23 protein-coding genes are annotated in these 21,969 nt (G+C 73.4%); 17 read left to right on the forward strand and 6 right to left on the reverse strand.

All coding sequences use genetic code 11. From position 1 onward, the window contains the following. The first annotated feature begins 63 nt into the window (after nucleotides 1-63). The 11 genes from Sru02f_RS01100 (at nucleotide 64) to Sru02f_RS01150 (ending at nucleotide 12,092) form a co-directional block, all read left to right on the forward strand. Nucleotides 64-1,533, forward strand: a complete 1,470-nt coding sequence (locus Sru02f_RS01100; RefSeq protein ID WP_109029335.1) for an MFS transporter — start codon at nucleotides 64-66, stop codon at nucleotides 1,531-1,533. A 213-nt stretch (nucleotides 1,534-1,746) separates the two neighbouring features. After that, a complete protein-coding gene (locus tag Sru02f_RS01105; RefSeq protein ID WP_109029336.1) occupies nucleotides 1,747-2,160 on the forward strand; it encodes a DUF3151 domain-containing protein in 414 nt (137 codons plus the stop codon). Nucleotides 2,161-2,308: 148 nt separating this feature from the next. Continuing rightward, entirely contained in the window at nucleotides 2,309-3,124 is an 816-nt protein-coding gene (locus Sru02f_RS01110; protein WP_109029337.1) for a tryptophan 2,3-dioxygenase family protein, read from the forward strand. Continuing rightward, nucleotides 3,117-4,355: a kynureninase gene (kynU, locus tag Sru02f_RS01115; RefSeq protein WP_109029338.1), complete on the forward strand. Its 1,239-nt coding sequence runs from the start codon at nucleotides 3,117-3,119 to the stop codon at nucleotides 4,353-4,355. Before Sru02f_RS01110 ends, kynU begins: the two co-directional genes overlap by 8 nt. Before the next feature lie 165 nt (nucleotides 4,356-4,520). Beyond that, entirely contained in the window at nucleotides 4,521-5,426 is a 906-nt protein-coding gene (locus Sru02f_RS01120; RefSeq protein WP_109029339.1) for an alpha/beta hydrolase, read from the forward strand. Nucleotides 5,427-5,638: 212 nt separating this feature from the next. After that, nucleotides 5,639-6,628 carry an alpha/beta hydrolase gene (locus Sru02f_RS01125; protein WP_109029340.1) on the forward strand — a complete coding sequence of 330 codons (990 nt, stop codon included), beginning with the start codon at nucleotides 5,639-5,641 and terminating at the stop codon, nucleotides 6,626-6,628. Then, nucleotides 6,621-7,889, forward strand: a complete 1,269-nt coding sequence (locus Sru02f_RS01130) for an acyltransferase family protein (protein ID WP_109029341.1) — start codon at nucleotides 6,621-6,623, stop codon at nucleotides 7,887-7,889. The genes Sru02f_RS01125 and Sru02f_RS01130 overlap by 8 nt, the downstream gene beginning before the upstream one ends. Beyond that, nucleotides 7,882-9,297, forward strand: coding sequence for a sensor histidine kinase (locus tag Sru02f_RS01135; RefSeq protein WP_239106630.1), 1,416 nt, complete (start codon nucleotides 7,882-7,884; stop codon nucleotides 9,295-9,297). The genes Sru02f_RS01130 and Sru02f_RS01135 overlap by 8 nt, the downstream gene beginning before the upstream one ends. Further along, on the forward strand, nucleotides 9,294-9,980 hold the full coding sequence (locus tag Sru02f_RS01140) for a response regulator (RefSeq protein WP_031085127.1): 687 nt from the start codon (nucleotides 9,294-9,296) through the stop codon (nucleotides 9,978-9,980). Before Sru02f_RS01135 ends, Sru02f_RS01140 begins: the two co-directional genes overlap by 4 nt. 13 nt (nucleotides 9,981-9,993) lie before the next feature. Next, nucleotides 9,994-11,421 carry a sensor histidine kinase gene (locus Sru02f_RS01145; protein WP_109029342.1) on the forward strand — a complete coding sequence of 476 codons (1,428 nt, stop codon included), beginning with the start codon at nucleotides 9,994-9,996 and terminating at the stop codon, nucleotides 11,419-11,421. Beyond that, nucleotides 11,418-12,092, forward strand: coding sequence for a response regulator (locus Sru02f_RS01150; RefSeq protein WP_109029343.1), 675 nt, complete (start codon nucleotides 11,418-11,420; stop codon nucleotides 12,090-12,092). The genes Sru02f_RS01145 and Sru02f_RS01150 overlap by 4 nt, the downstream gene beginning before the upstream one ends. A 24-nt stretch (nucleotides 12,093-12,116) precedes the next feature. Here Sru02f_RS01150 and Sru02f_RS01155 read toward each other — a convergent pair whose 3' ends face one another. After that, entirely contained in the window at nucleotides 12,117-12,629 is a 513-nt protein-coding gene (locus Sru02f_RS01155) for a hypothetical protein (protein WP_244941728.1), read from the reverse strand. A gap of 46 nt (nucleotides 12,630-12,675) precedes the next feature. Between Sru02f_RS01155 and Sru02f_RS01160 the strand changes: the two genes are divergently transcribed. Continuing rightward, nucleotides 12,676-13,914, forward strand: coding sequence for a cytochrome P450 (locus Sru02f_RS01160; RefSeq protein WP_109029344.1), 1,239 nt, complete (start codon nucleotides 12,676-12,678; stop codon nucleotides 13,912-13,914). On the opposite strand, the gene Sru02f_RS01165 is transcribed toward Sru02f_RS01160, so the two are convergent. The 4 genes from Sru02f_RS01165 to Sru02f_RS01180 all read right to left on the reverse strand — a co-directional run bounded on the left by Sru02f_RS01165 (nucleotide 13,897) and on the right by Sru02f_RS01180 (nucleotide 17,374). Beyond that, nucleotides 13,897-14,190 (reverse strand): hypothetical protein, encoded by a 294-nt coding sequence (locus tag Sru02f_RS01165; RefSeq protein WP_109029345.1) that lies wholly within the window; start codon nucleotides 14,188-14,190, stop codon nucleotides 13,897-13,899. The genes Sru02f_RS01160 and Sru02f_RS01165 overlap by 18 nt on opposite strands. A 57-nt stretch (nucleotides 14,191-14,247) precedes the next feature. Beyond that, nucleotides 14,248-14,712 (reverse strand): cupin domain-containing protein, encoded by a 465-nt coding sequence (locus tag Sru02f_RS01170; RefSeq protein WP_109029346.1) that lies wholly within the window; start codon nucleotides 14,710-14,712, stop codon nucleotides 14,248-14,250. 125 nt (nucleotides 14,713-14,837) lie between these two features. After that, a complete protein-coding gene (locus Sru02f_RS01175; RefSeq protein ID WP_109029347.1) occupies nucleotides 14,838-16,457 on the reverse strand; it encodes an ABC transporter permease in 1,620 nt (539 codons plus the stop codon). Continuing rightward, nucleotides 16,454-17,374, reverse strand: coding sequence for an ABC transporter ATP-binding protein (locus Sru02f_RS01180; RefSeq protein WP_109029348.1), 921 nt, complete (start codon nucleotides 17,372-17,374; stop codon nucleotides 16,454-16,456). Before Sru02f_RS01180 ends, Sru02f_RS01175 begins: the two co-directional genes overlap by 4 nt. 88 nt (nucleotides 17,375-17,462) lie before the next feature. Between Sru02f_RS01180 and Sru02f_RS01185 the strand changes: the two genes are divergently transcribed. Together Sru02f_RS01185 and Sru02f_RS01190 are read left to right on the forward strand one after the other, a co-directional pair. Next, nucleotides 17,463-17,972 carry a GbsR/MarR family transcriptional regulator gene (locus tag Sru02f_RS01185; protein WP_174854982.1) on the forward strand — a complete coding sequence of 170 codons (510 nt, stop codon included), beginning with the start codon at nucleotides 17,463-17,465 and terminating at the stop codon, nucleotides 17,970-17,972. A gap of 52 nt (nucleotides 17,973-18,024) precedes the next feature. After that, complete coding sequence (locus Sru02f_RS01190) at nucleotides 18,025-18,615, forward strand: Uma2 family endonuclease (protein ID WP_109029349.1); 591 nt, start codon at nucleotides 18,025-18,027, stop codon at nucleotides 18,613-18,615. Between the two features lie 18 nt (nucleotides 18,616-18,633). Here the strand turns inward: Sru02f_RS01190 and Sru02f_RS01195 are convergent, their stop codons facing one another. Further along, nucleotides 18,634-19,539, reverse strand: a complete 906-nt coding sequence (locus tag Sru02f_RS01195) for a diacylglycerol kinase family protein (RefSeq protein ID WP_109029350.1) — start codon at nucleotides 19,537-19,539, stop codon at nucleotides 18,634-18,636. Nucleotides 19,540-19,724: 185 nt separating this feature from the next. Here Sru02f_RS01195 and Sru02f_RS01200 point away from each other — a divergent pair, with 185 nt between their 5' ends. The 3 genes from Sru02f_RS01200 (at nucleotide 19,725) to Sru02f_RS01210 (ending at nucleotide 21,908) form a co-directional block, all read left to right on the forward strand. Next, nucleotides 19,725-21,008, forward strand: a complete 1,284-nt coding sequence (locus Sru02f_RS01200) for an adenylosuccinate synthase (RefSeq protein ID WP_003975310.1) — start codon at nucleotides 19,725-19,727, stop codon at nucleotides 21,006-21,008. A 131-nt stretch (nucleotides 21,009-21,139) separates the two neighbouring features. Continuing rightward, nucleotides 21,140-21,631, forward strand: coding sequence for a DUF3515 family protein (locus tag Sru02f_RS01205; RefSeq protein WP_109029351.1), 492 nt, complete (start codon nucleotides 21,140-21,142; stop codon nucleotides 21,629-21,631). A 76-nt stretch (nucleotides 21,632-21,707) separates the two neighbouring features. Continuing rightward, a complete protein-coding gene (locus tag Sru02f_RS01210; RefSeq protein WP_109029352.1) occupies nucleotides 21,708-21,908 on the forward strand; it encodes a hypothetical protein in 201 nt (66 codons plus the stop codon). Nucleotides 21,909-21,969: the final 61 nt, after the last annotated feature.

The raw sequence follows: 21,969 nt of genomic DNA on the forward strand, positions 1-21,969 counted from the left end.
TCGACACGACCGTACGCACGAGCCCGGCGCCCTTCGCGCCGGGCTCGCTGTATACCTGGGGGCATGCCCGACGTCCGGCTGTCCTCACCGCAGGGCAAGTGGATCCTGCTGACCACCGTCCTCGGCTCCAGCATGGCGCTGCTGGACTCGACCGTCGTCAACGTCGCGCTGCCCCACATCGGGCGCGACCTCGGCGCGGACCTGGCCGCCCTCCAGTGGACCGTCAACGCGTACATGGTCACGCTGGCCGGCCTGATCCTGCTCGGCGGCGCCCTCGGGGACCGGTTCGGCCGCCGCCGGATCTTCGTCCTGGGGGTGCTGTGGTTCGCCGCCGCCTCCCTGCTGTGCGGCCTCGCGCCGAACGCCGGTGTGCTGATCGCCGCCCGCGCCCTCCAGGGCGTCGGCGGGGCGCTGCTCACCCCCGGCTCCCTCGCCCTGATCCAGGCCTCCTTCCACGCCGACGACCGGGGCCGTGCGGTGGGCCTGTGGTCGGGGTTCGGGGGCGTCGGCGCGGCGGTCGGGCCGTTCCTCGGGGGCTGGCTGGTGGACGGCGCGGGCTGGCGGTGGGTCTTCCTGCTCAACGTGCCGCTGGCGCTGCTGTGCGCGCCGATCGCGCTGCGGCACGTCCCCGAGTCCTCGGACGAGCGCGCCCACACCCGCTTCGACGTCCTCGGCGCCGCCCTGTGCGCGGCGGCCCTGGCGCTGCTCACCTACGCGCTGATCGAGGCCCGTACGGCGTCCTGGGCGGTGGCGCTCAGCGCGGTGGCCGGGGCGGTGGCCGCCGTGGCCTTCGTCCTGGTCGAGCGGCGCGGCAAGGACCCGATGATGCCGGTCGACGTCTTCTCCTCCCGCCAGTTCACGGCGGTCAACCTGGTCACGCTGTGCGTGTACGCGGCCTTCGGCGGCTTCTTCTTCCTCGCCGCGCTCCAGCTCCAGGTCGTCGTCGGCTGGTCCGCACTGGCCGCCGGTACGGCCCTGCTGCCGACCACCGTGCTGATGCTGCTGCTCTCGGCCCGCTCCGGCGAACTCGCCGAGCGCCTCGGCCCGCGCCTCCAGCTCACCGTCGGCCCCCTGCTCTGCGCCGCCGGGATGGTGCTGATGCTGCGGGTCGGCCCCGGCGCCTCGTACCTCGCCGACGTGCTGCCCGCCCTGCTGGTGCTCGGCCTCGGCATGGTCACGCTGGTCGCCCCGCTGACGGCGAGCGTGCTGGCCGCCGTGGACACCGCGCGCGCCGGTCTGGCCAGCGGCATCAACAACGCGGCGGCCCGTGCGGCGGGGCTCGTCGCGGTCGCCGCGCTGCCCCTGCTCACCGGCATGGGGGAGGAGGCCTACCGGTCGGCCGACGCGTTCGACGACGCGTTCGGGCCGGCCATGCTGATCTGCGCGGGCGTCCTGGTGGCGGGCTCCCTGATCGCCTTCACCACGGTGCGCCGCCCGGCCCCGGACTGCCCCCGCCCCGAGTGCCGCACCCACGGCTCGGTCCTGACACCCCCGCTGGAGCAAGGGGCGCGGGGAACCGCGCACGAAGGGTGACGCAGGGCACCGCCCCGGACCGGCGCCCGGATCATGCCGTCGAGGGGCGCGGGGAACCGCGCACGGAAGGGACTGCGGGGCACCGCCCTGGCCGACGCCCGGGTCATGCCCTCGAGGGGCGCGGGGAACTGCGCGCTCAACCACCACGCACCCGCACCCGACAACGCACCCCACCCCGCCCGGCCGCCCCCGGCGATGCCGCAGACTTGTCCCATGGCCATTCACGAGAACCTTCTCGGGGGACCGCCCCCGACCCACCTCCCCGACGACCCCGGGCCGCGCGAGCTGCTGGCGGGCGGCACCTCCCCCGCCGACGTCGCCGCGAAGTACCCGACGTCCTCGCTCGCCTGGGCCCGCCTGGCCGACGAGGCGTTCGAGCGGGGCAGCGTCGTGGAGTCGTACGCGTACGCCCGTACGGGCTACCACCGCGGCCTCGACGCCCTGCGCCGCAGCGGCTGGAAGGGACACGGCCCGGTGCCCTGGGAGCACGAGCCGAACCGCGGCTTCCTGCGCGCCCTGCACGCCCTCGCCCGCGCCGCCCAGGCGATCGGCGAGAAGGAGGAGTACGAGCGCTGCAGCCAGTTCCTGAAGGACTCCTCGCCGGCCGCGGCCGAGGTGCTGGGCTGACCCGGCCCCGACGCCCCCGGGCCCGTCCGCCGTGCGCGGGCGGGCCTTGCGGTTTCCTGCGACGATTGCGGAGGATGCCGTTGGGGACCGGGGCCCCGTGCCGGTAACGGCAGGGCGGACCGCTACCCGTGCACATCAGGAGACAGCGATGTCCCACGACGCCCCGAATCTCGACTTCGAGGGCAGCACGCCGTACGAGGACTACGTCAAGGCGGACGTGCTCACCCACCTCCAGCACACCCTCTCGGACGATCCCGGAGAGATGGTCTTCCTGGTCACGACCCAGGTCATGGAGCTGTGGTTCACCGTCATCGTCCACGAATGGGAGACCGCCGCCCGCGCCCTGCGCGAGGACCGGATCCCGGTGGCGACCGACGCGCTCAAGCGTTCGGTGCGGGAGCTGGAGGCGCTGAACGCCTCCTGGACGCCGCTCGCGGGCCTCACGCCCGCCCAGTTCAACTCCTACCGGTCCGCCCTCGGCGAGGGCTCCGGGTTCCAGTCGGCGATGTACCGCCGCCTGGAGTTCCTGCTCGGCGAGAAGTCCGCGTCCATGCTCGTCCCGCACCGCGGCGCCCCGCGCGTCCACGCGGAACTGGAGAAGGCGCTGCACGAGCCGAGCCTGTACGACGAGGTGGTCCGGCTGCTCGCCCGGCGCGGGTACGACATCCCGGACGCCGTGCTCCGGCGCGACCTCACCCGGAAGTACGAGGCCGCCCCCGAGGTGGAGGCCGCCTGGACGGCCGTCTACTCCGGCGACCAGAACGGCGAGCTGGCCCGCCTCGGCGAGGCCCTCACCGACGTCGCCGAGCTGGTGTGGCGCTGGCGCAACGACCACCTGGTCGCCACCCGCCGCGCGATGGGCTCCAAGACCGGCACGGGCGGCTCCGCCGGGGTGGCCTGGCTGGAGAAGCGGGCCCGGGGCAACGTGTTCCCCGAGCTGTGGACGGCGCGGTCGTATGTCTGAGCCGACGAGCCTCGCGGGCGAGGCGGAGCAGCTGGACGCCGCCGACGGGCTGGCGGCGGTGCGCGGGCGGTTCGTCCTCGACGACGTGACCTACCTCGACGGCAACTCGCTGGGCGCCCTCCCCGCGCACGTCCCCGCGCGCGTGGCGGACGTCGTGGGGCGGCAGTGGGGCGAGCTGCGCATCCGGTCCTGGGAGGAGAGCGGCTGGTGGACCGCGCCCGAGCGGATCGGCGACCGGATCGCCCCGCTGGTCGGCGCGGCCGCAGGCCAGGTCGTGGTCGGCGACTCGACCAGCGTCAACGTCTTCAAGGCGCTGGTCGCCGCGGTGCGCATGGCGCAGGAGGACGGCGCCGGTGGAGGCGACGGCGGGGCCGGTCCGGTCCGGGACGAGATCCTGGTCGACGCCACCACCTTCCCCACGGACGGGTACATCGCCGAGTCGGCGGCCCGGATGACGGGCTGTGCCCTGCGGCCCGTGGCCCCGGCCGAGGTCCCCGGCGCCCTGGGCGACCGCACCGCCGCGGTACTGCTCAACCACGTCGACTACCGCTCGGGCCGGCTGCACGACCTGCCCGGACTCACGGCCGCCGTGCACGCGGCGGGCGCGTACGCGGTCTGGGACCTGTGCCACAGCGCGGGCGCGCTGCCGGTCGGGCTCGACGAGCACGGCGTGGACCTCGCGGTCGGCTGCACCTACAAGTACCTCAACGGCGGCCCCGGCTCGCCCGCGTACCTGTACGTGCGCCGTGACCTCCAGCCCCGCTTCGACTCCCCGCTGCCGGGCTGGAACTCGCACGCCGAGCCGTTCGGCATGCGGCCCGCCTACGCCCCGGCCTCCGGAGCGGTGCGCGGGAGGGTCGGCACGCCGGACGTCCTCTCCCTGCTCGCCCTGGACGCGGCGCTGGACGTGTGGGACGAGGACGCGGTCTCGGTGGCGGCGGTGCGGGCCAAGTCGCTGGCGCTGACGGACTTCTTCCTGCGCTGCGTCGGGGCGTACGTCCCGGACGGCCGCGTGGAGTCCGTGACCCCGGCGGCGCACGCTGAGCGGGGCAGCCAGGTCGCGCTGCGCTGCGAGGACGCGGGCGAGGTGATGAAGCGGCTGATCGAGCGCGGGGTGGTCGGCGACTACCGCGCGCCCGACGTGCTGCGCTTCGGCTTCACCCCGCTGTACGTCGGCTTCGCGGACGTGGAGCGGGCGGCGCGGGTGCTGTCCCGGACGCTGGCCGGCTGAGTCGCGGCCGGGGCCGCCGAGTGGGGACCGTGCGCATCCGCGTCCGGTCCTCACCCAGCGTCACATCCCCATGTCCGCGCACGTCATCGGCCTGATAACGTCCCGCCAACGGCCGATTTCATTCTTCCGGTCCGCCAACACCGTTCCGCCGCTGAGAGGTTGACCATGCCGGACGCCGCCGCAGAACCGGGCGCCGCTGCCGCGAGGGACGCGGCGGAGGAGAAATCGGCCCTCTCCCACCCGGCGGTCGAACCCGACAGCACCGCCGGTTACGGCGACCACCCCGACCAGGTGATCGACTTCTACGTGCCGCGCGGCGGGACGGGCCCGGGCGAGGCCGCTCCCGTCGTGGTGGTCCTGCACGGGGGCTCGTGGCGGGCCCCGTACGACCGGCGCCACATCAGCCCGTTCGCCGGCTTCCTGGCCCGCCGGGGCTTCGCCGTGGCAAGTGTGGAGTACCGGCGCGGTGCGCAGGGCGCCGCTGCGCAGGGCACGGGTGGTGATCCCGTCGCGGGGCGCTGGCCCGACACGTTCGACGACGTGGCCGCCGCACTGGACGCCCTGCCGGAGCTGGTCCGTCAGCACCTGCCGCGGGCGGACGCGCGGCGCGTGGTGCTCACCGGCCACTCCGCCGGCGGCCACCTCGCCCTGTGGGCGGCCGCCAGGCACCTGCTGCCCGAGGACGCCCCGTGGCGGACCGACCGCCCGACGCCCCTGCGCGGCGTGGTCGCGCTCGCGCCGATCGCCGACTTCGAGGTCGCCGACCGGCTCGGCGTGTGCGATGGCGCGGCGCGCCAACTGCTGGGCGGCGGCGAGCTGTTCGCCGAGCGTCGCCCGTACGCGGACCCCGCCCTCCTGCTGCCCACGGGGATCGCGACGACCCTCGTGCAGGGCCGCGCCGACGTGGACGTCCCGCAGGCGGTCGCCGAGGCGTACGCGGACGCGGCGGCGAAGGCCGGGGAGGTGGTCGGGGTGACGCTGCTGGAGGACGTCGGCCACTATCCGCTGATCGACCCGGCGGCGGACGCGTGTGCGGTGGTGGCGGAGGAGATCGCGCAGTTGGCCTGGTAGGCGGGGAGGACGCGTCGCGAAGAGCGTGACCACTTCCGCCGGGAGTGTCACCGGCCCCCTCGATCGAGCGGACCGCGGGTGCCGTCGTACCCGTAGTACCTGAGAGCTACCCCGCAGGTGAGTTCCCTGGCGGGACGCGGGTTACCCGGCCCGATCCATAACTTCCCTTCCAGACGCGCCCGGTGGGCGGGCGTGCTGGAGGGGGGGCGGCCATGGGGCCCGGGACGACGGTACGTTGGCGGCGGCGGGTGGGCGGATGGCGCCGCGCCGGTTGTGCCGCCCTCATCGCGGGTGCCGTGGCGCTTCCCCTCTCCGGGGCCGCGCGGCCCGAGATCCCCGCCCCGCCGCCCGCCGCGCTCGCGGCCCCGACGGCCGCGACGCTGGAGAAGGCGTACACCGCCAACCGAGCCAACGCGGCCGAGGCCTCCCGGATGGCCGCCGACCACGGCGACCGCCACCGCGCGGCGGCGGACCGCGCGATGGCCGACCGGTCCCGCCACCTCCTCGCCTTCGACGGCCGGGGCGCCGGACTGGCCACCGAGGTCTTCGGCGACCTGGCGCGGGCCGACCGCGTCGCCGTCCTGGTCCCCGGCTCCGACACCGGCCTCGACACCTACGGCCGCTTCCGCGCCGCCGCGTTGGCCCTGCACCGGCAGCTCGTCGCCGAGGCTCCCGCGGGGACCCGCACCGCCGTCGTGGCCTGGCTGGGCTACGAGACGCCGGGCACCGTCAGCACCACCGTCGCCACGACCGACCGCGCCGACCGGGCCGCCCCCGAGCTGCGCGACCTGGTCGCCGACCTGCGCCGGATCACCGGCCCCGGCACCCACCTCGCCCTCCTCTGCCACTCCTACGGCTCGGTGGTCTGCGCCCGCGCCGCCGACGGCCTGGACGTGGCCGACATCGCCCTGGTCGGCAGCCCCGGCACCGGCGCCGACACCGCCGCCGGCCTGCACTCCGAGGCCCGGATATGGGCGGGGCGGGGCGCCGACGACTGGGTGGAGCACGTGCCGCATGTCAGCGCCGACCTCTTCGGCACCACCGTCGGCTTCGGCACGGACCCGGTCTCCCCGGCCTTCGGCGCCCGGGTCTTCGACGCCGGGGACGGCGGCCACAGCGACTACTTCGACCCCGGCTCCCGCTCCCTGACGAACCTGGCCCGGATAGCCCTGGGCGAGACCACGGAGGTGACCCATGCCTGACCTTGCCCCGACTCCGACTCCGACTGCGACTGCGACTGCGACGGCGACCGTCCCCCCGACCGTCGCACCGTCGTTCGCGCGCGGTGCCCTGCGCGAGGCCGCCGCCCGTGTCGACGCGGCCACCCCCGAGGACCGGGACCGGGCCGTGGACGCCCTGCGCGCCTTCGCCATCCTCGGCGTGGTCCTGGGCCACTGGCTGGTGACGGCCCTGGTCGCCGACGGCACCAGCCTGCACGCGGCCAGCCCGCTGGGGGAGATGCCCTGGCTGGCCCCGGTCTCCTGGGCCTTCCAGACCCTCGCCGTGTTCTTCCTGGTCGGCGGTCATGTCGCCACCCGCGGACACGCGTCGGCCCGGGCCCGGGGCGAGTCCTACGGCCGCTGGCTGACCGCCCGGCTGTCCCGGCTCTTCCGGCCGGTCCTGGCGGTCCTCGCCCTGTGGACGGTGACGGCGGCGCTGCTCCTGCTCACGGGCGCGGACTTCGGGACCGTGCACACGCTGGTGAAGCTGGCGCTGTCCCCGATGTGGTTCCTGCTGGTCTTCGCCGCGCTGACCGCGGCGACGCCGCTGCTGACCCGGCTGCATCCGCTGTGGCCACTGGTCGTCGTCCTCCACGTGGACCTGCTGCGCTTCGGCCTCGGCGCCCCGTCCTGGCTCGGCTGGGTCAACCTCGCCGCCGGCTGGCTGGTCCCGTACACCCTGGGCGCCGCCTGGTCCCGCGGTGAGCTGGACCGCCGCCGATCGGGCTGGATCCTGCTGGCCGGCGGCACGGCGGCGACCGCGGCGCTCGTCGCCTGGGCGGGCTACCCGGCGTCGATGGTCGGCGTCCCCGGCGCGTCGGTGTCGAACCTCAACCCGCCGACCCTGGCCGCCGTCACCTTCGGCCTGGCCCAGTGCGGTCTCGCCCTGCTGCTGCGCGAGCGGCTGCGCCGTGCGCTGCGGCGTCCCGTGGCGTGGGCCGCGGTCGCGCTGGTCAACCTCTCCGCGATGACGATCTTCCTCTGGCACCAGACGGCCCTGATGGCGACCACGGCCACCGGGCTCCTCGCGGGCCGTCTGCCCGGTCTGCACACGCGCCCCGACGGCCTGGACTGGGTCGCGGCCCGGATCGCCTGGCTCCCGGTGTTCGCGCTGGTCCTGGCCGGCTGCTGGGCCACCTTCCGCTCCTGCGAGCAGCACGGCCGGGGACGCGGGCGCTCCCGGGTCGTGCGCGCGCACCGCCCGCGGCGCCGGGCGACCACGGCAGGTGCACGCCATGTCTAGGGTGGACCCCGTGACGCGATGGGGGAAACGGCAGTGGGCCTGGTCCCGGGCCCGGGCCGAGCGTGTACTGAGGGTGCTGCACGACGACCTGTGGACCTGGCGGGCCGACCCGCTGCCGCCGTCGGTGTGGCTGCGCTGGGTCCCGCACGGGGTCGTCCTCCTCGCCGCGTTCGGTGTGCTGGTCGGGGACGCCGCCCAGCTCGGGGACAACGGCGGGATCGAACCGGGGTTCGCCTTCCTCATCGCCGTCGCCCAGGCGGGCGCGATGGCGCTCGCGCTGTGGCGACCGGTCGCGGCGTGGTGGCTGTCGATGGCGGGCATGCTGGTCGGGGCCTTCGCCGTGCGGGCCGAGATGGTCCCGGGCGGCTACGAGTTCACCTGGCCGTGGACGGCCGCCGGGCTCATCGGGCACCTGTTCGTGATGCTGCTGCTCGCCCTGCGGGTGCGTACGCGTGTGTCCCTGGAGGCGCTGGTCCTGACCGCGCTCACCACCTACCTGGTGCAGGGCTTGATGGGCGCGTCGAACTACCTGCCGACCGGTCAGCTCGCCGTCATCCTGTTCACGGTCGTCGTCGTCCTCGGCACCGCCCTGCGAGGCCGCCGTGAAGCACGCAACCAGCTGGCCGAGCAGACCACGCTCACCGCCGAGGAGCGGGCCCGGCGCACCCTGCTGGAGGAGCGCGGCCGCATCGCGCGCGAGCTGCACGACGTGGTTGCCCACCACATGTCGGTGATCTCCATCCAGGCCCAGGTCGCGCCCCTCCTCGTCGAGAACCCGTCGGACGAGCTCAAGGAGAACCTCGCCGGCATCCGGCAGAACGCCCTGGAGGCGCTCACCGAGCTGCGCCGGGTGCTGGGCGTGCTGCGTGCCGAGCACCCGGAGGTGCCGGTGGCCTCCGAGGCGGGCGACGGTGCCGTGCCGCACGCCCCGCAGCCGACGCTCGACCGGCTCGACGCGCTGGTGGACAACATCAGGGCGGCCGGCCTGCTCGTGACCACCGACAGCAGCGGCACGCGCCGACCGCTGCCGCCCGGCGTGGAGCTGTCGGCGTACCGGATCGTGCAGGAGGCGCTCAGCAACGTGTTGCGGCACGCGCCGGGCGCGACTGCCCGGGTCCGCCTCGTCCACCTTCCGATCGGGCTGCGCGTGGAGGTCACCAACACCCGCCCGAAGCGTGCCCCGGCGCCCTCGCAGGGGGCGGGGCACGGGCTGCTCGGCATGCGGGAGCGGGTGGCGATGCTCGACGGCACGCTGACGGCCCACCCGACGCCCGACGGCGGCTACCTGGTGGCGGCGCTCCTGCCGGCCGACGGCCCCGACCTGCCCGCCGGGCCCTTCACCGGTCCTTCGGACCCTTCCCACCCTTCGGATCCCCCCGCCCCTTCCACCGAGGACGACTCCCCATGACGACCAGCAGCAACGGCCGCGTGATCCGCGTGCTGATCGCCGACGACCAGCAGATGGTCCGGCAGGGTTTCACCGTGCTGCTCAACACCCAGCCCGACATCGAGGTGATCGGGCAGGCGGTGGACGGCCTGGACGCCGTGGCCAAGGTCGCCGAGCTGGCCCCGGAGGTCGTCCTGATGGACATCCGGATGCCCGAGCTGGGCGGGATCGAGGCCACCCGGCGCATCACCGGGGCGACCCCGGAGATCAGGGTGCTGGTGCTGACCACCTTCGACCTCGACGAGTACGTGTACGAGGCACTGCGGGCGGGGGCCTCCGGGTTCCTGCTGAAGGACGCCTCCGCCGACCAGCTCGCCGAGGCCGTCCGGGTGGTGGCCGCCGGTGACGCCCTGCTCGCGCCGGGGATCACGCGGCGGCTGATCGCCGAGTTCTCCCGGCTGGACGACCGCCCGCGCGCCCCGCTGAAGGCCCGCGTCGGCGAGCTGACCGAGCGGGAGACGGAGGTGCTCGCCCTCATCGCGCAGGGCCTGTCGAACGCGGAGATCGCCCAGCGTCTGGTGGTCGCCGAGCAGACGGTGAAGACCCATGTGGGCAGGATCCTGGTGAAGCTGGGTCTCAGGGACCGCACGCAGGCGGCGGTGTTCGCGTACGAGTCGGGGCTGGTGCGCCCCGCGGGGTACTGAGGAGCGACGCGCGGTGGCCCCCGTAGTACTTGAGACGGACGCCGGAGAACCCGTCTGCACGGGGACGACCGGCCACTTCCGGTCGGCCTACCGTGTGAGCGTGACCGAGACGATTCACCAGCAGCACGAGGGCGGGGCCCGCAGCCAGGAGTACCGGCTGGCCCGGACCTCCCTGCGAGGGCTGCGCCAGGACCTGTTCCACGAGCCCTTCGCCTACCGCGTCCTGCCGCCCCGCCACACGGACGGCCCGTTCGTCAGCCGACTGCCCGGCCGGCTGCGCTCGGACGCGCAGCACCTCCCGCACGCGGTGATCGGGGTGATCGCGTTCATCACCTTCGTCGTCGGGGCGGTCTCGGGCGACCTGCCCGGCGGCGACGTGCCGGCCCTGCTGAGCGGCATCCTGTGCGCCCTCCCGGTGCTGGCCACGCTGGTGCGGCCGATCGGCGCGTTCTGGCTGTCCCTCGCCGTGACCCCGCTGGTCGCGCTCATCAACGGCGCCGGGTGGGACTGGCCCTGGATGCCGGGTGCGTTCATCTGCCACCTCGCGGTGCTGATCGTCGTGGCGCTGCGCACCCGGCCCCGCACCGCTGTCTGGATGTGGGTCCTGACCTGCGTGTACGGCTTCCTCGCGGACGCCATCTTCGGCGGGTCGTACTCCTACACGAACAGCGGGCCCATGATGGTGACGTCCGCGTTCGCCCTGCTCGTGGTCTGTCTCTGGCACATACGGCAGACCGCCCGCAGGGAGGTGACCGCCCAGCAGACGGTCACGGCGCACGAACGCTCCCGCCGCACCCTGCTGGAGGAGCGCACCACCATCGCCCGCGAGCTGCACGACGTGGTCGCGCACCACATGTCGGTGGTCGCCATCCAGGCGGAGGCCGCGCCCTACCGCGTGGAGAACCCGCCGGAGGAGCTGGAGCGGGCCTTCGCCACCATCCGGGAGAACGCGGTGGCGGCCCTCACCGAGCTGCGCCGCGTGCTGGGAGTCGTCCGCGCCGAGGACTACGAGGCCCCGGACGCCCCGCAGCCGACGCTCGCCGACCTGGACGCCCTGCTCGCCAACGTGCGCGAGGCGGGCCTGGCCGTGGACAAGGCGGTGACCGGAGCGGTGCGTGAGCTGCCGCCCGGTGTGGAGCTGTCGGCGTACCGGATCGTGCAGGAGGCGCTGAGCAACAGCCTGCGCCATGCGCCCGGCGCGACGGCCCGCGTCGAGGTCTCCTACGTCCTGGGCGGCCTGGGCCTGCGCGTGGTCAACACCGCCGTCCCGCCGAACACCCTGGTCAAGGCGTCGCCCGGCGCGGGGCACGGCATCACCGGCATGCGTGAACGCGTCTCGATGCTGAACGGCGAGATGACGGCGGGACCGACGGACGACGGAGGGTACGAGGTGGCGGTGTTCCTGCCGGTCGCCGCTGCCCGGACCGAAGGTGAAGCATGACCGACAGCAGGATCCGCGTACTGATCGCCGACGACCAGATGATGGTGCGCGAGGGCTTCTCGGTCCTGCTGAACGCGATGCCGGACATCGAGGTCGCCGGCGAGGCGGTCAACGGCCGGGAAGCGGTGGCGAAGGTCCGCGAGCTGTCCCCGGACGTCGTCCTGATGGACATCCGCATGCCCGAGCTGAACGGCATCGAGGCGACCCGGGAGATCGTCGCGGCGGACAGCACGTCCAAGGTGCTGGTCCTCACCACCTTCGACCTCGACGAGTACGTGTACCAGGCACTGCGCGCGGGTGCCTCCGGCTTCCTCCTCAAGGACGCCTCGGCCCGCCAGCTGGCGGACGGTGTCCGGGTGGTGGCGGCCGGGGAAGCCCTCCTCGCCCCCTCGATCACCAAGCGCCTGATCACCGAGTTCTCCAAGCTCTCCGACACCCCGCGCCTGATGCCCTCGGCGCAGGCGGCCTACGGCGACCTGACCGAGCGCGAGACGGAGGTGCTGGTCCTGATCGCGCAGGGCCTGTCCAACTCGGAGATCGCCGAGCGCCTGGTGGTCGCCGAGTCGACGATCAAGACCCACGTCAGCCGCATCCTGGTGAAGCTGGGCCTGCGCGACCGCACCCAGGCGGCGGTCTTCGCCTACGAGGCGCGGCTGGTGACACCGGGCTGACCGCAGCGGCGACGCCGCTACCGGTCACCGGCCGCCGTCCGGTTGCTGTTGCCGCCGCAGCTCCCTCTGGCGCTGCCGCCGTTCGCGTCGCCGTCGGCTCCTACGGGCCCGTGCCCGTGCCAGCCGCTCCTCGCGCTGGCGCTGTGCGCGCTCGCGCTGCCTCGCTTCGCGCACCGCGTCGCTGTTCCACCATGTGCACCACGGGACGAGCGCCGCGGACGCCACCAGGACGAGTGCCACGATCCAGTGACCGAGGGAGGTCCCCATGGCCAGGGCGACCACGGCCCCGGCGACCGCGCCGGCCGAGTAGCCCAGAACCGGACGCCAGTCCCTGCGGTGGAAGCCGGTCTTGAACGGGACAACGAGCGGGACGGGCGCGATCATGATCGCGGCGAAGTACTTGCCGCCGCCCTCCGGGACACCGCAGCCTCCCCTCGGATGCGGCGCGCATCCCACCGTCACCGACCCCGCCAGTCCCCACCCGAACCACAGTGCCAGTCCCGCCGCCAAGGCGGCCCCCACCCATTTGGCATGCATCAGCGGAGTGTATGCACCGGCCGGGTCGGGGATCTATCGTCCGTCCATGACGGCTGCATCCGATGATTCGCACGTGTCCGACCTTGCGTTCGACCCCTGGAACCCCGCCTTCGTCGCCGACCCCTACCCCGCCTTCGCCGAGCTGCGGGCCCGGGGGCGCGTGCTCTACTACGAGCCGAGCGACCAGTGGCTGGTCCCGCACCACGCGGACGTCTCCGCGCTGCTGCGCGACCGCCGCCTCGGCCGGACCTACCGGCACCGTTTCACGCACGAGGACTTCGGCCGCACGCCGCCCCCGCCGGAGCAGGAGCCCTTCCACACGCTCAACGACCACGGCATGCTCGACCTGGAGCCGCCGGACCACACCCGTATCCGGCGCCTGGTGTCGAAGGCGTTCACGCCGCGTACCGTGGAGCGGCTGAAGCCGTACGTGCACGGCCTGGCGGACGACCTGGTGGCCCGGCTGGTCGCGGCGGGCGGCGGCGATCTGCTCACCGACGTGGCAGAGCCGCTGCCGGTCGCCGTGATCGCCGAGATGCTGGGCATCCCGGAGTCCGACCGGGCCCCGCTGCGCCCCTGGTCGGCGGACATCTGCGGGATGTACGAGCTGAACCCGTCCGAGGAGACGGCGGCGAAGGCGGTCCGGGCCTCGCTCGACTTCTCGGAGTACCTGCGCGCGCTGATCGCGGCCCGCCGCAAGGAGCCCGGCGACGACCTGATCTCCGGTCTGATCGCGGCCCACGACGAGGACGACGACCGCCTCACCGAGCAGGAGATGATCTCGACCTGCGTCCTGCTCCTGAACGCCGGCCACGAGGCCACGGTGAACGCCACCACCAACGGCTGGCTGGCGCTCTTCCGCCACCCCGACCAGCTGGCCGCCCTGCGCGCCGACCACTCCCTCGTACCGTCGGCCGTGGAGGAGCTGATGCGCTACGACACCCCGCTCCAGCTCTTCGAACGCTGGGTCCTGGACGAGATCGAGATCGACGGTACGACCCTCCCGCGCGGCGCGGAGGTGGCGATGCTGTTCGGCTCGGCCAACCACGACCCGGCGGTCTTCACCGACCCGGAACGCCTCGACCTCACCCGCCGCGACAACCCGCACATCTCCTTCAGCGCCGGCATCCACTACTGCATCGGCGCCCCGCTGGCCCGCATCGAACTGGCGGCGTCCATGACGTCCCTGCTGGTGCGGGCCCCGGGCCTGCGCCTGGCGGCGGAACCGGAACGCAGGCCGAACTTCGTGATGCGCGGCCTGACGGAACTACGCGTGGAACTCTGAGACCCCCGAGGACTCCGAGGGCTCCGAGGACTCGGGGCGGCGGCGCCGTCCCAGCAGCCAGGCCCCGAGCCCCCACACCACGGCGGGCACGACGGCCCCGGCGAGGAAGACGAACGGCAGCTCGGTGAGGACTGCGCCGAAGTCCTGCCCGTTGTTCTCGAACTCGTTGCCGAGGTGCCGCTGGGTGCGCGAGGTCTGCCACCACACGACCACCGCACCCACGGCCCCGGCGAACGAGACCGCACAGCCACCACCCGTCACCGCATCCCGACTCATACCTGCCCTGACGCTCAGACCCGGACGATCGGTTTCACCGCGGGTGCACGGCACGCCCTAGGCGTGGGGCGGGTCGTCCAGGAGGGCCACGCCGTAGCGGGCGAGTCCGTCCACGTGGTCCAGGTCGTGCCGGGCCCCGGCGGGCCCGACCGAGCGGAAGTAGCCCTCGATCGCCCCCGGGTTGTTGATGACCAGCACCTCCGCCGTGGTGGTGAGCGGCTGGAACGTGTGCGGGACCGACCGGGGGCCGAAGACGTAGGAGCCGGGCCCGGCGTCGTGGACCTCGCACGCGTCGAGTGAGGCCGAACCGACCCAGAAGCGGACCCGCCCGGACAGCACCACCCAGCTCTCGTCCTCGCGGCTGTGCACGTGCAGGGGCGGTGCGTCCGCGCGGCGCATGGTCAGCCGCGCGACGCTGACGACTCCCCGGGTCTCGGTGTGCGAGACGACCTGTTCCTGGACGCTGTCGTAGTAGTGGTAGTGGGTGCCTTCGCCGGGGTTGCGTACGAGCGCGACGCTCATGTGGGTGCTCCCCTTCCAGTGTGGTTTAGCGTTCAACTATTTCCGTCGCGCCGCCTCCCCGCAAGAGGGCGCCGCGATCCGCCGCGATCTGTCCGGATTCCGACGTCCCGCAGGCCCCGGGAACGTCACGTCAGGTCCCGCCGCCGCAGCCGGACGAGCCCCGCCCCCACCAGCGCCCCGGCGATCAGCACCAGCACCAGCACCGGCGACCAGCTCATCTCCCCGCCGGGCAGCTTCGGCAGGTGCCCGTACGGGGACACGTCCAGCACGGTCTGCGGCACGTCCAGCGCCGGTCCGACCCACCCGAGCAGCAGCACCGCGCCCGCGACGGCCCACGCGGCCACCGCCGCCCGGGGCAGCAGACCGTGCAGCAGCACCGCCGCCCCGCCGATCACCCACACCGCCGGCAACTGCACCAGGCAGGCGCCCAGGATCGCCCCGAAGTCCTGCCCGTACCCGGCGGCGAAACCGAGCCCGGCGAGCAGCATGATGAGCGCCGCGCCGCCGAAGGCGATCACCAGGTGGCCCGCGGCCCACCGCAGCCGGCCCACCGCGCCCGCCAGCACCGGTTCCGCGCGCCCGGACGTCTCCTCGCCGCCGAGCCGCAGCACCGACGCCACGACGTAGAGCGCGGCGATCAGCCCGAGCATGCCGACCATCGCCGACACGAACGCGTCGGTCAGCCCGGCCTGCCCGCCCATCCGCTCGATGATCTCGCGGGCCTGTTCGTTGTCCCCGACCAGATCGGCCGCGCCCTCCGTCATCCCGCCGTAGACGACCCCGGCGGCGAAGAAGCCGATGCTCCAGCCGAGGACGCCGCCCCGCTGCAGGCGCCAGGCCAGCGCACCGGCCGTACGCAGGCGTCCGGCGGCCGGACCGGGCCGGGTCGGCAGGAAGCTCATGCCGAGGTCCCGGCGCCCCGCCAGCCCGTAGGCCACGGCTCCCTGCGCCACCGTCGCGCCCGCGATCAGCAGCAGCACCAACCAGCGCTCACCGGCGAAGGCCCGCAGGTTCTCCAGCCAGCCGAGCGGCGACACCCAGGTGAGGACGGAGGAGCCGTCGTCCGTCGCGGAGTCGCCCGCCGCCCGCAGTACGAAGGCCCCGCCCAGCACCGCGGCCGTCAGCCCTCGGGCCAGCCGCGCGCTCTCGGTGAGCTGGGCGACGATCGCCGCCATGGTCGCGAAGAGCATCCCGACGCCCGCGACCCCGAGTCCGAGGGCCGACGCGCCGACCGCTCCCTGTCCGGCCAGTCCGACGGCGATCAGCAGCGCCAGTACGGCGTTGGCGACCGCCGCCGCCAGCAGCGCCGCCGTGAGCGGGGCCCGCCGGCCGACCATTCCGGAGGCGACGACCTCCTGCCGACCGCTCTCCTCCTCGTCCCGGGTGTGCCGTACGACGATCAGCAGGCTCATCACCGCGGCGAGCGCCCCCGCGTACAGGCCGACCCGCCAGGCGGTGAGCGCACCGAGACCGTCGTCGAAGACGGGGCCGACCAGCGCGCGCAGCGAGGAGTTGGTCTCCATCTGCCGCATCAGGTCGGCGCGTTCCGCGGCGGTGCCGTACAGGCCCTTGATGGTGCCCGGCATGGACAGCACCATGAGCGCGTTCACCCCGACCCAGACGGGGATCAGTACGCGGTCGCGGCGCAGGGCGAAGCGCAGCAGCGTGCCGGTGCCGGCCAGTTGGCGCGAGCCTCCGGACCGGGCCGCGAAGGTGCCGGCGGCGGTTTCGGCGGTGGCGGTCATCGCGCCGTCACCTCCGCGCCGGACTCCGTCTCGTCGGTGGCCTGGTAGTGCCGCAGGAACAGCTCCTCCAGCGTCGGCGGCGTCGACGTCAGCGAGCGCACGCCCGTCTCGCTCAGCGACCTGAGGACGGCGTCCAGCTTGTCGGTGTCGACCTGGAGCCGGACCCGGTGGCCCTGGACGTCGAGGTCGTGCACGCCGGGCAGGCGGGTGAGGCCGTTCGGGGCGCCCGCGAGTTCGGCGGTGACGCTGGTCCGGGTCAGGTGGCGCAGGTCGGCGAGCGATCCGCTCTCGACGGTCCGTCCCTTGCGGATGATGCTGACCCGGTCGCACAGCTCCTCGACCTCGCTGAGGATGTGGGAGGAGAGCAGCACGGTCCGGCCGCGCTCGCGCTCCTCCGCCACGCAGCGCTGGAAGACCTCCTCCATCAGCGGGTCGAGTCCGGAGGTGGGTTCGTCGAGGATCAGCAGGTCGACGTCCGAGGCGAAGGCGGCCACCAGGGCCACCTTCTGGCGGTTGCCCTTGGAGTACGTGCGGCCCTTCTTGGTCGGGTCGAGTTCGAACCGCTCGACCAGCTCCGCGCGCCGCCGGGTGTCGAGTCCGCCGCGCAGCCTGCCGTAGAGGTCCATGACCTCGCCGCCGGAGAGGTTGCGCCACAGCGTCACGTCACCGGGGACGTACGCGATCCGCCGGTGCGCCTCCACCGCGTCCGCCCACGGGTCGCGGCCGAGCACCTGAGCGGCGCCGGCGTCGGCGCGCAGCAGGCCGAGCAGGACCCGGATGGTGGTGGACTTGCCGGCTCCGTTGGGCCCGAGGAATCCGTGGACCTCGCCGGTCTCGACCTCCAGGTCGAGGCCGTCCAGAGCGTGCGTGCGTCCGAACGACTTGTGGAGTCCGGAGACGCTGATTGCCTTCGTCATGTTTCGGAAAGTACGCTACTTTCAGAAACTTGTGAAGTTAAGAAACCGTCAGGATGATGAGCGACGCAGGGTGAGAGATGATCGACGGATGACGAAGGAAGCAGCGGGAGCGGCGGGGCCGGGGCGCGACCCCGAGGCGGTGTCGAAGTTCGTGGAGGGCTTCGCGGCCCAACTCGTCGAGGCCGGGATGCAGCGCATGCCCGCCCGGGTCTTCGCCGCCCTGCTCGCCTCCGACTCGGGCACGCTGACCTCGGCGGAGCTGGGTGAGAGCCTTCGGGTCAGCCCGGCCGCCGTCTCCGGCGCCGTGCGCTACCTCTCGCAGCAGCACATGGTCTCGCGCGAGCGCGAACCCGGCTCGCGCCGGGAGCGCTACCGGGTGCACAGCAACCAGTGGTACGAGGCGCTCACCAACCGCGAGGCCGTCCTCAAGCGCTGGGAGAGCGCCCTGAGCGACGGCGTCGCCAGTCTCGGCGCCGACACCCCGGCGGGCCGGCGCATGGCCGAGACCCTCGCCTTCTTCGAGTTCGTCGACGGGGAGATCGTGGCGATGATGGAACGCTGGCGGGTGCACCGGGAGGAGCGGTTCGGGCGAGCGTGACCGGTCCGCTACGCCGAGTTGCGACTGGTCCGCATCAGGGGGAGGGCGCATCATGACTGTCATGGCGGAGCGACCGACGATGAGCGGCACTGAGTACCAGGGCTTCGAGGAACTGCTGGTAGCCCTCGACGAACTGGCTGTACCCGACGGCTACAGGGCCGAGATCATGAGGGGGAGCATCGTTGTGTCGCCGTGGTCCAGGGGTTACTACACCCTCGTGATGCGCCTGGTGTGCGAGCAGTTGGAGCCGCACCTGCCAGATGGGCATGTGATCGACCGCGCGCCGAGTCTCTTCGTATTCCCCGGCGTTGAAAGGGCGTTCGGGCCGGACGTCTACGCCGCGGAGGCGACCGCGCTGGCGACCGTCAGCAACCACCTGGACGGGGAAGCCCTCTCCTTCGTGGCCGAGCTGACCTCCTTCTCCACCCGGCACGACGACCTGACCGACAAGGTCGAGACGTACGCGAAGGCCGGCGTCCCCGTCTACCTGCTCCTCGACATGCAGGAGGAGCAGGCCACGGTCCTGTGGACGCCGTCCGCCAAGGGATACGAATCCCGCCTCACCATGCCCTTCGGCGAGAAACTGCCCATCCCCGCCCCGTTCGACTGCCTGCTGGACACCGCCGGTTTCAAGGCGCCCTGAGCGGCCCTACCCCCGGCCCTACCCCGCCGGCAGCGTCAGCCCCCACGCCCCCTCGCGCGCCACCCACGTCCGGGTCCCGACCGGCCCGCACACCACCGCGTCGGCCCGGTAGCGGAAGTGCGCCCCCGACACGGTCACCGTCCGTCCGCTCGCCGTCAGCGGCGACGCCTGCGCGCCCACCGACAGGGGCCGCACCTCCACCACGGCCACCCCCGCCGCGCCCGGCGTCACCGACACCCCCTCGACCGGCTGGTCCAGGTCCACCAGCGTCACCCCGTCGACCTCGACCCGCAGCCGGGCCGGACCGGGCGTCCCCGGCGCCACGGCGGTCCGGGCCGTACGCGAGGAGGCCAGCGTCCGTACGAGCGACTGGCAGGTCCGCAGCCAGGGGCGGACCGACGACGTCCCCTCAGGACCGGGGCCCGCGTCCGCCCGCACCGGTACCGGCACGGGAGCGGGCGGAATCCCCACCGTCCCCAGCACCACCCCGTCGCTGTCGTCGACGAGCAGGTCCAGGCGCCGCTCCGCCCCGTCGAGCACGGCCCGCGCCGCCGCCACCGCCCCCGTCGGCAGCCCCAGGGACCGGGCGAGGCCGAGCGCCGACCCCACCGGAACCACGGACAGCACGCAGCCCGCCAGCTCCCGCCGCCGGTGCAGCAGGGCCACGGCCCGCAGCAGCGCACTGTCGTCACCGATCACCACCGGGCGCCGCGAACCGCGCCGCCCGAGCGCCCGCGCGAACTCCTCCGGGTCGTCCGGCAGACACACCTTCGTGTGCGACGCACCCGCGCTGAGCACGTCTTTCGCGATCCGGACGGACTCCCCGTCCATGCGTCGGGCGACCGGATCGACGACCACCAGAAGCTGATCGGACCTCGCGGAAGAGTTCGCGGAAGAGCTCGCGGAAGTCGCCACCTCGGCCATGCCTCGCTTCCTCGGGTAGCATCTTTGTGCAAGAGCCCCTTGCGCTGTTGCGCCAGGGGCTTCGTCTATTCCGGGGCACCCGGTCCGACGGTTGGCGGCCAACGACGGTCGCGGTGTACGTGGCGGAAACCCGTCGCATACGCCCTCGACCATGGACATGCCCCGCCCGGAAGGGGTGTACGCGCGTGCCCGCACTTGTGCTGCTCGGTGCTCAGTGGGGTGACGAAGGCAAGGGAAAGGCGACGGACCTGCTCGGTGGTTCCGTCGACTATGTGGTGCGCTACCAGGGCGGCAACAACGCCGGCCACACGGTAGTCGTGGGCGACCAGAAGTACGCCCTTCACCTGCTCCCTTCCGGGATTCTCTCCCCCGGCTGCACGCCGGTTATCGGAAACGGCGTCGTCGTCGACCCGTCGGTCCTGTTCTCCGAGCTGAGCGGGCTGAACGAGCGCGGCGTCGACACGTCCAAGCTCCTGATCAGCGGCAACGCTCACATCATCACGCCGTACAACGTCACCGTCGACAAGGTGACGGAACGCTTCCTCGGCAAGCGCAAGATCGGCACCACCGGGCGCGGCATCGGCCCGACCTACGCCGACAAGATCAACCGCGTGGGCATCCGGGTCCAGGACCTCTACGACGAGTCGATCCTCACCCAGAAGGTCGAGGCGGCGCTCGACGTCAAGAACCAGATGCTCACCAAGCTCTACAACCGCCGCGCCATCGCCACCGGCCAGGTCGTCGAGGAGCTGCTGGGCTACGCCGACAAGCTCGCCCCGTACGTCGCCGACACCGTCCTGGTCCTCAACCAGGCCCTCGACGACGACAAGGTGGTCCTCTTCGAGGGCGGCCAGGGCACGCTCCTGGACATCGACCACGGCACGTACCCCTTCGTCACCTCGTCGAACCCGACCGCGGGCGGCGCCTGCACCGGCGCCGGCGTGGGCCCGACGAAGATCAGCCGGGTCATCGGCATCCTCAAGGCGTACACGACCCGCGTCGGCGCCGGACCGTTCCCGACCGAGCTGTTCGACGAGGACGGCGAGGCCCTGCGCCGCATCGGCGGCGAGCGCGGCGTCACCACCGGCCGCGACCGGCGCTGCGGCTGGTTCGACGCGGTGATCGCCCGCTACGCCACCCGCGTCAACGGCCTCACCGACTTCTTCCTCACCAAGCTCGACGTCCTCACCGGCTGGGAGCAGATCCCGGTCTGCGTGGCCTACGAGATCGACGGCAAGCGCGTCGAGGAGCTGCCGTACTCGCAGTCCGACTTCCACCACGCGAAGCCGGTCTACGAGACGCTGCCCGGCTGGAGCGAGGACATCACCAAGGCGAAGTCCTTCTCCGACCTGCCGAAGAACGCCCAGGCGTACGTCAAGGCCCTGGAGGAGATGTCCGGCGCCCCGATCTCCGCGATCGGCGTCGGCCCGGGCCGGGACGAGACGATCGAGATCAACTCGTTCCTGTAGGCACGGCGCACGCACCACGGCGGTCGGGACCCCGCACGGGGCCCCGGCCGCCGCCGTCGGGACGGCGGATACGCTGGCCGGAGCCGCCCTCCCGGCGGACGAACGGCACGGACAGCACGGAGCGAGCGGACATGCGGAAGCCCACCACCCGGACGTGGATCTGGCTGGCCGCGGCGGTCGTCGTCGTGACCGGCGGGGCCTTCTACGTCGACGGCCACCGGGTCTCCGCCGCGCCGCACGCCGGCGACCCCAAGTGCGACGAGGTCGTCTCCCGCCTCCCGGACGACATACCCGGCGCCTCGCGCGACTGGGCCCTCGGGGACGGGGTCGCGTCCTGGGGCGGCCAGAAGGCGGTGTTCCGCTGCGGCGCCGAGGAACTGCAGCCCAACGTCAACCTCTGCGTCACCGCGGACGGCGTCGACTGGGTCCTGGACGAGGCACGGCTCAAGCGCGACGGCGTGAGCGTCCTGCGGACGTACGGCCGCTCACCGGCCGTGGAGTTCACGTACTCCGGTCCGCGCGAGGAGGTGGGCGGCATCCTCGCCGCGCTGGACCCCGCCGTGAAGTGGATCCCGCAGGAACGCAAGTGCATCGGCCTCGACGACGCCGCCACCGTCCTGTAGCCGTTCGCTCCCCGCGGCCCTTCGTTCGGCCCCCTTCGCCGGGCGTCGGCGTGCCCGGTGGTGTCGGATCGGAGACATGACCGACCGCTACAGCGCCGCTTCCTGCCGGGGCCCGTACGGCGGCGAGAACGGCCTCGAGGACTGCGGGGACCCGGTCCGCTTCGAGGTCGCCCGGCACCTGCGGGCGCCGCTGCGGGTGTGCCCCGTCCACCTGGGACCCGCCCTGCTGCTGGCCACCGGGGTGCTGTGGCCGCCGGGCATCGTCCTGGTGCGGTGAGACGTGGTGTGCCGAGACGTGGTGTGCCGAGACGTGGTGCGCCGAGACCTGGTGCGCCGAG

This window comes from Streptomyces rubrogriseus (genome assembly GCF_027947575.1).
Classification (GTDB): Bacteria; Actinomycetota; Actinomycetes; order Streptomycetales; family Streptomycetaceae; genus Streptomyces; species Streptomyces rubrogriseus.

Coding starts and splice junctions, on each gene's coding strand:
- Sru02f_RS01210 (WP_109029352.1), top strand. CDS start 21,708: ATGACCGACCGCTACAGCGCCGCTTCCTGCCGGGGCCCGTACGGCGGC.
- Sru02f_RS01120 (WP_109029339.1), top strand. CDS start 4,521: ATGCCGGACGCCGCCGCAGAACCGGGCGCCGCTGCCGCGAGGGACGCG.
- Sru02f_RS01175 (WP_109029347.1), bottom strand. CDS start 16,457: ATGACCGCCACCGCCGAAACCGCCGCCGGCACCTTCGCGGCCCGGTCC.
- Sru02f_RS01185 (WP_174854982.1), top strand. CDS start 17,463: ATGACGAAGGAAGCAGCGGGAGCGGCGGGGCCGGGGCGCGACCCCGAG.
- Sru02f_RS01160 (WP_109029344.1), top strand. CDS start 12,676: ATGACGGCTGCATCCGATGATTCGCACGTGTCCGACCTTGCGTTCGAC.
- Sru02f_RS01170 (WP_109029346.1), bottom strand. CDS start 14,712: ATGAGCGTCGCGCTCGTACGCAACCCCGGCGAAGGCACCCACTACCAC.
- Sru02f_RS01190 (WP_109029349.1), top strand. CDS start 18,025: ATGACTGTCATGGCGGAGCGACCGACGATGAGCGGCACTGAGTACCAG.
- Sru02f_RS01150 (WP_109029343.1), top strand. CDS start 11,418: ATGACCGACAGCAGGATCCGCGTACTGATCGCCGACGACCAGATGATG.
- Sru02f_RS01130 (WP_109029341.1), top strand. CDS start 6,621: ATGCCTGACCTTGCCCCGACTCCGACTCCGACTGCGACTGCGACTGCG.
- Sru02f_RS01105 (WP_109029336.1), top strand. CDS start 1,747: ATGGCCATTCACGAGAACCTTCTCGGGGGACCGCCCCCGACCCACCTC.
- Sru02f_RS01135 (WP_239106630.1), top strand. CDS start 7,882: ATGTCTAGGGTGGACCCCGTGACGCGATGGGGGAAACGGCAGTGGGCC.
- Sru02f_RS01140 (WP_031085127.1), top strand. CDS start 9,294: ATGACGACCAGCAGCAACGGCCGCGTGATCCGCGTGCTGATCGCCGAC.
- Sru02f_RS01100 (WP_109029335.1), top strand. CDS start 64: ATGCCCGACGTCCGGCTGTCCTCACCGCAGGGCAAGTGGATCCTGCTG.
- Sru02f_RS01165 (WP_109029345.1), bottom strand. CDS start 14,190: ATGAGTCGGGATGCGGTGACGGGTGGTGGCTGTGCGGTCTCGTTCGCC.
- kynU (WP_109029338.1), top strand. CDS start 3,117: ATGTCTGAGCCGACGAGCCTCGCGGGCGAGGCGGAGCAGCTGGACGCC.
- Sru02f_RS01110 (WP_109029337.1), top strand. CDS start 2,309: ATGTCCCACGACGCCCCGAATCTCGACTTCGAGGGCAGCACGCCGTAC.
- Sru02f_RS01155 (WP_244941728.1), bottom strand. CDS start 12,629: ATGCATGCCAAATGGGTGGGGGCCGCCTTGGCGGCGGGACTGGCACTG.
- Sru02f_RS01195 (WP_109029350.1), bottom strand. CDS start 19,539: ATGGCCGAGGTGGCGACTTCCGCGAGCTCTTCCGCGAACTCTTCCGCG.
- Sru02f_RS01180 (WP_109029348.1), bottom strand. CDS start 17,374: ATGACGAAGGCAATCAGCGTCTCCGGACTCCACAAGTCGTTCGGACGC.
- Sru02f_RS01125 (WP_109029340.1), top strand. CDS start 5,639: ATGGGGCCCGGGACGACGGTACGTTGGCGGCGGCGGGTGGGCGGATGG.
- Sru02f_RS01205 (WP_109029351.1), top strand. CDS start 21,140: ATGCGGAAGCCCACCACCCGGACGTGGATCTGGCTGGCCGCGGCGGTC.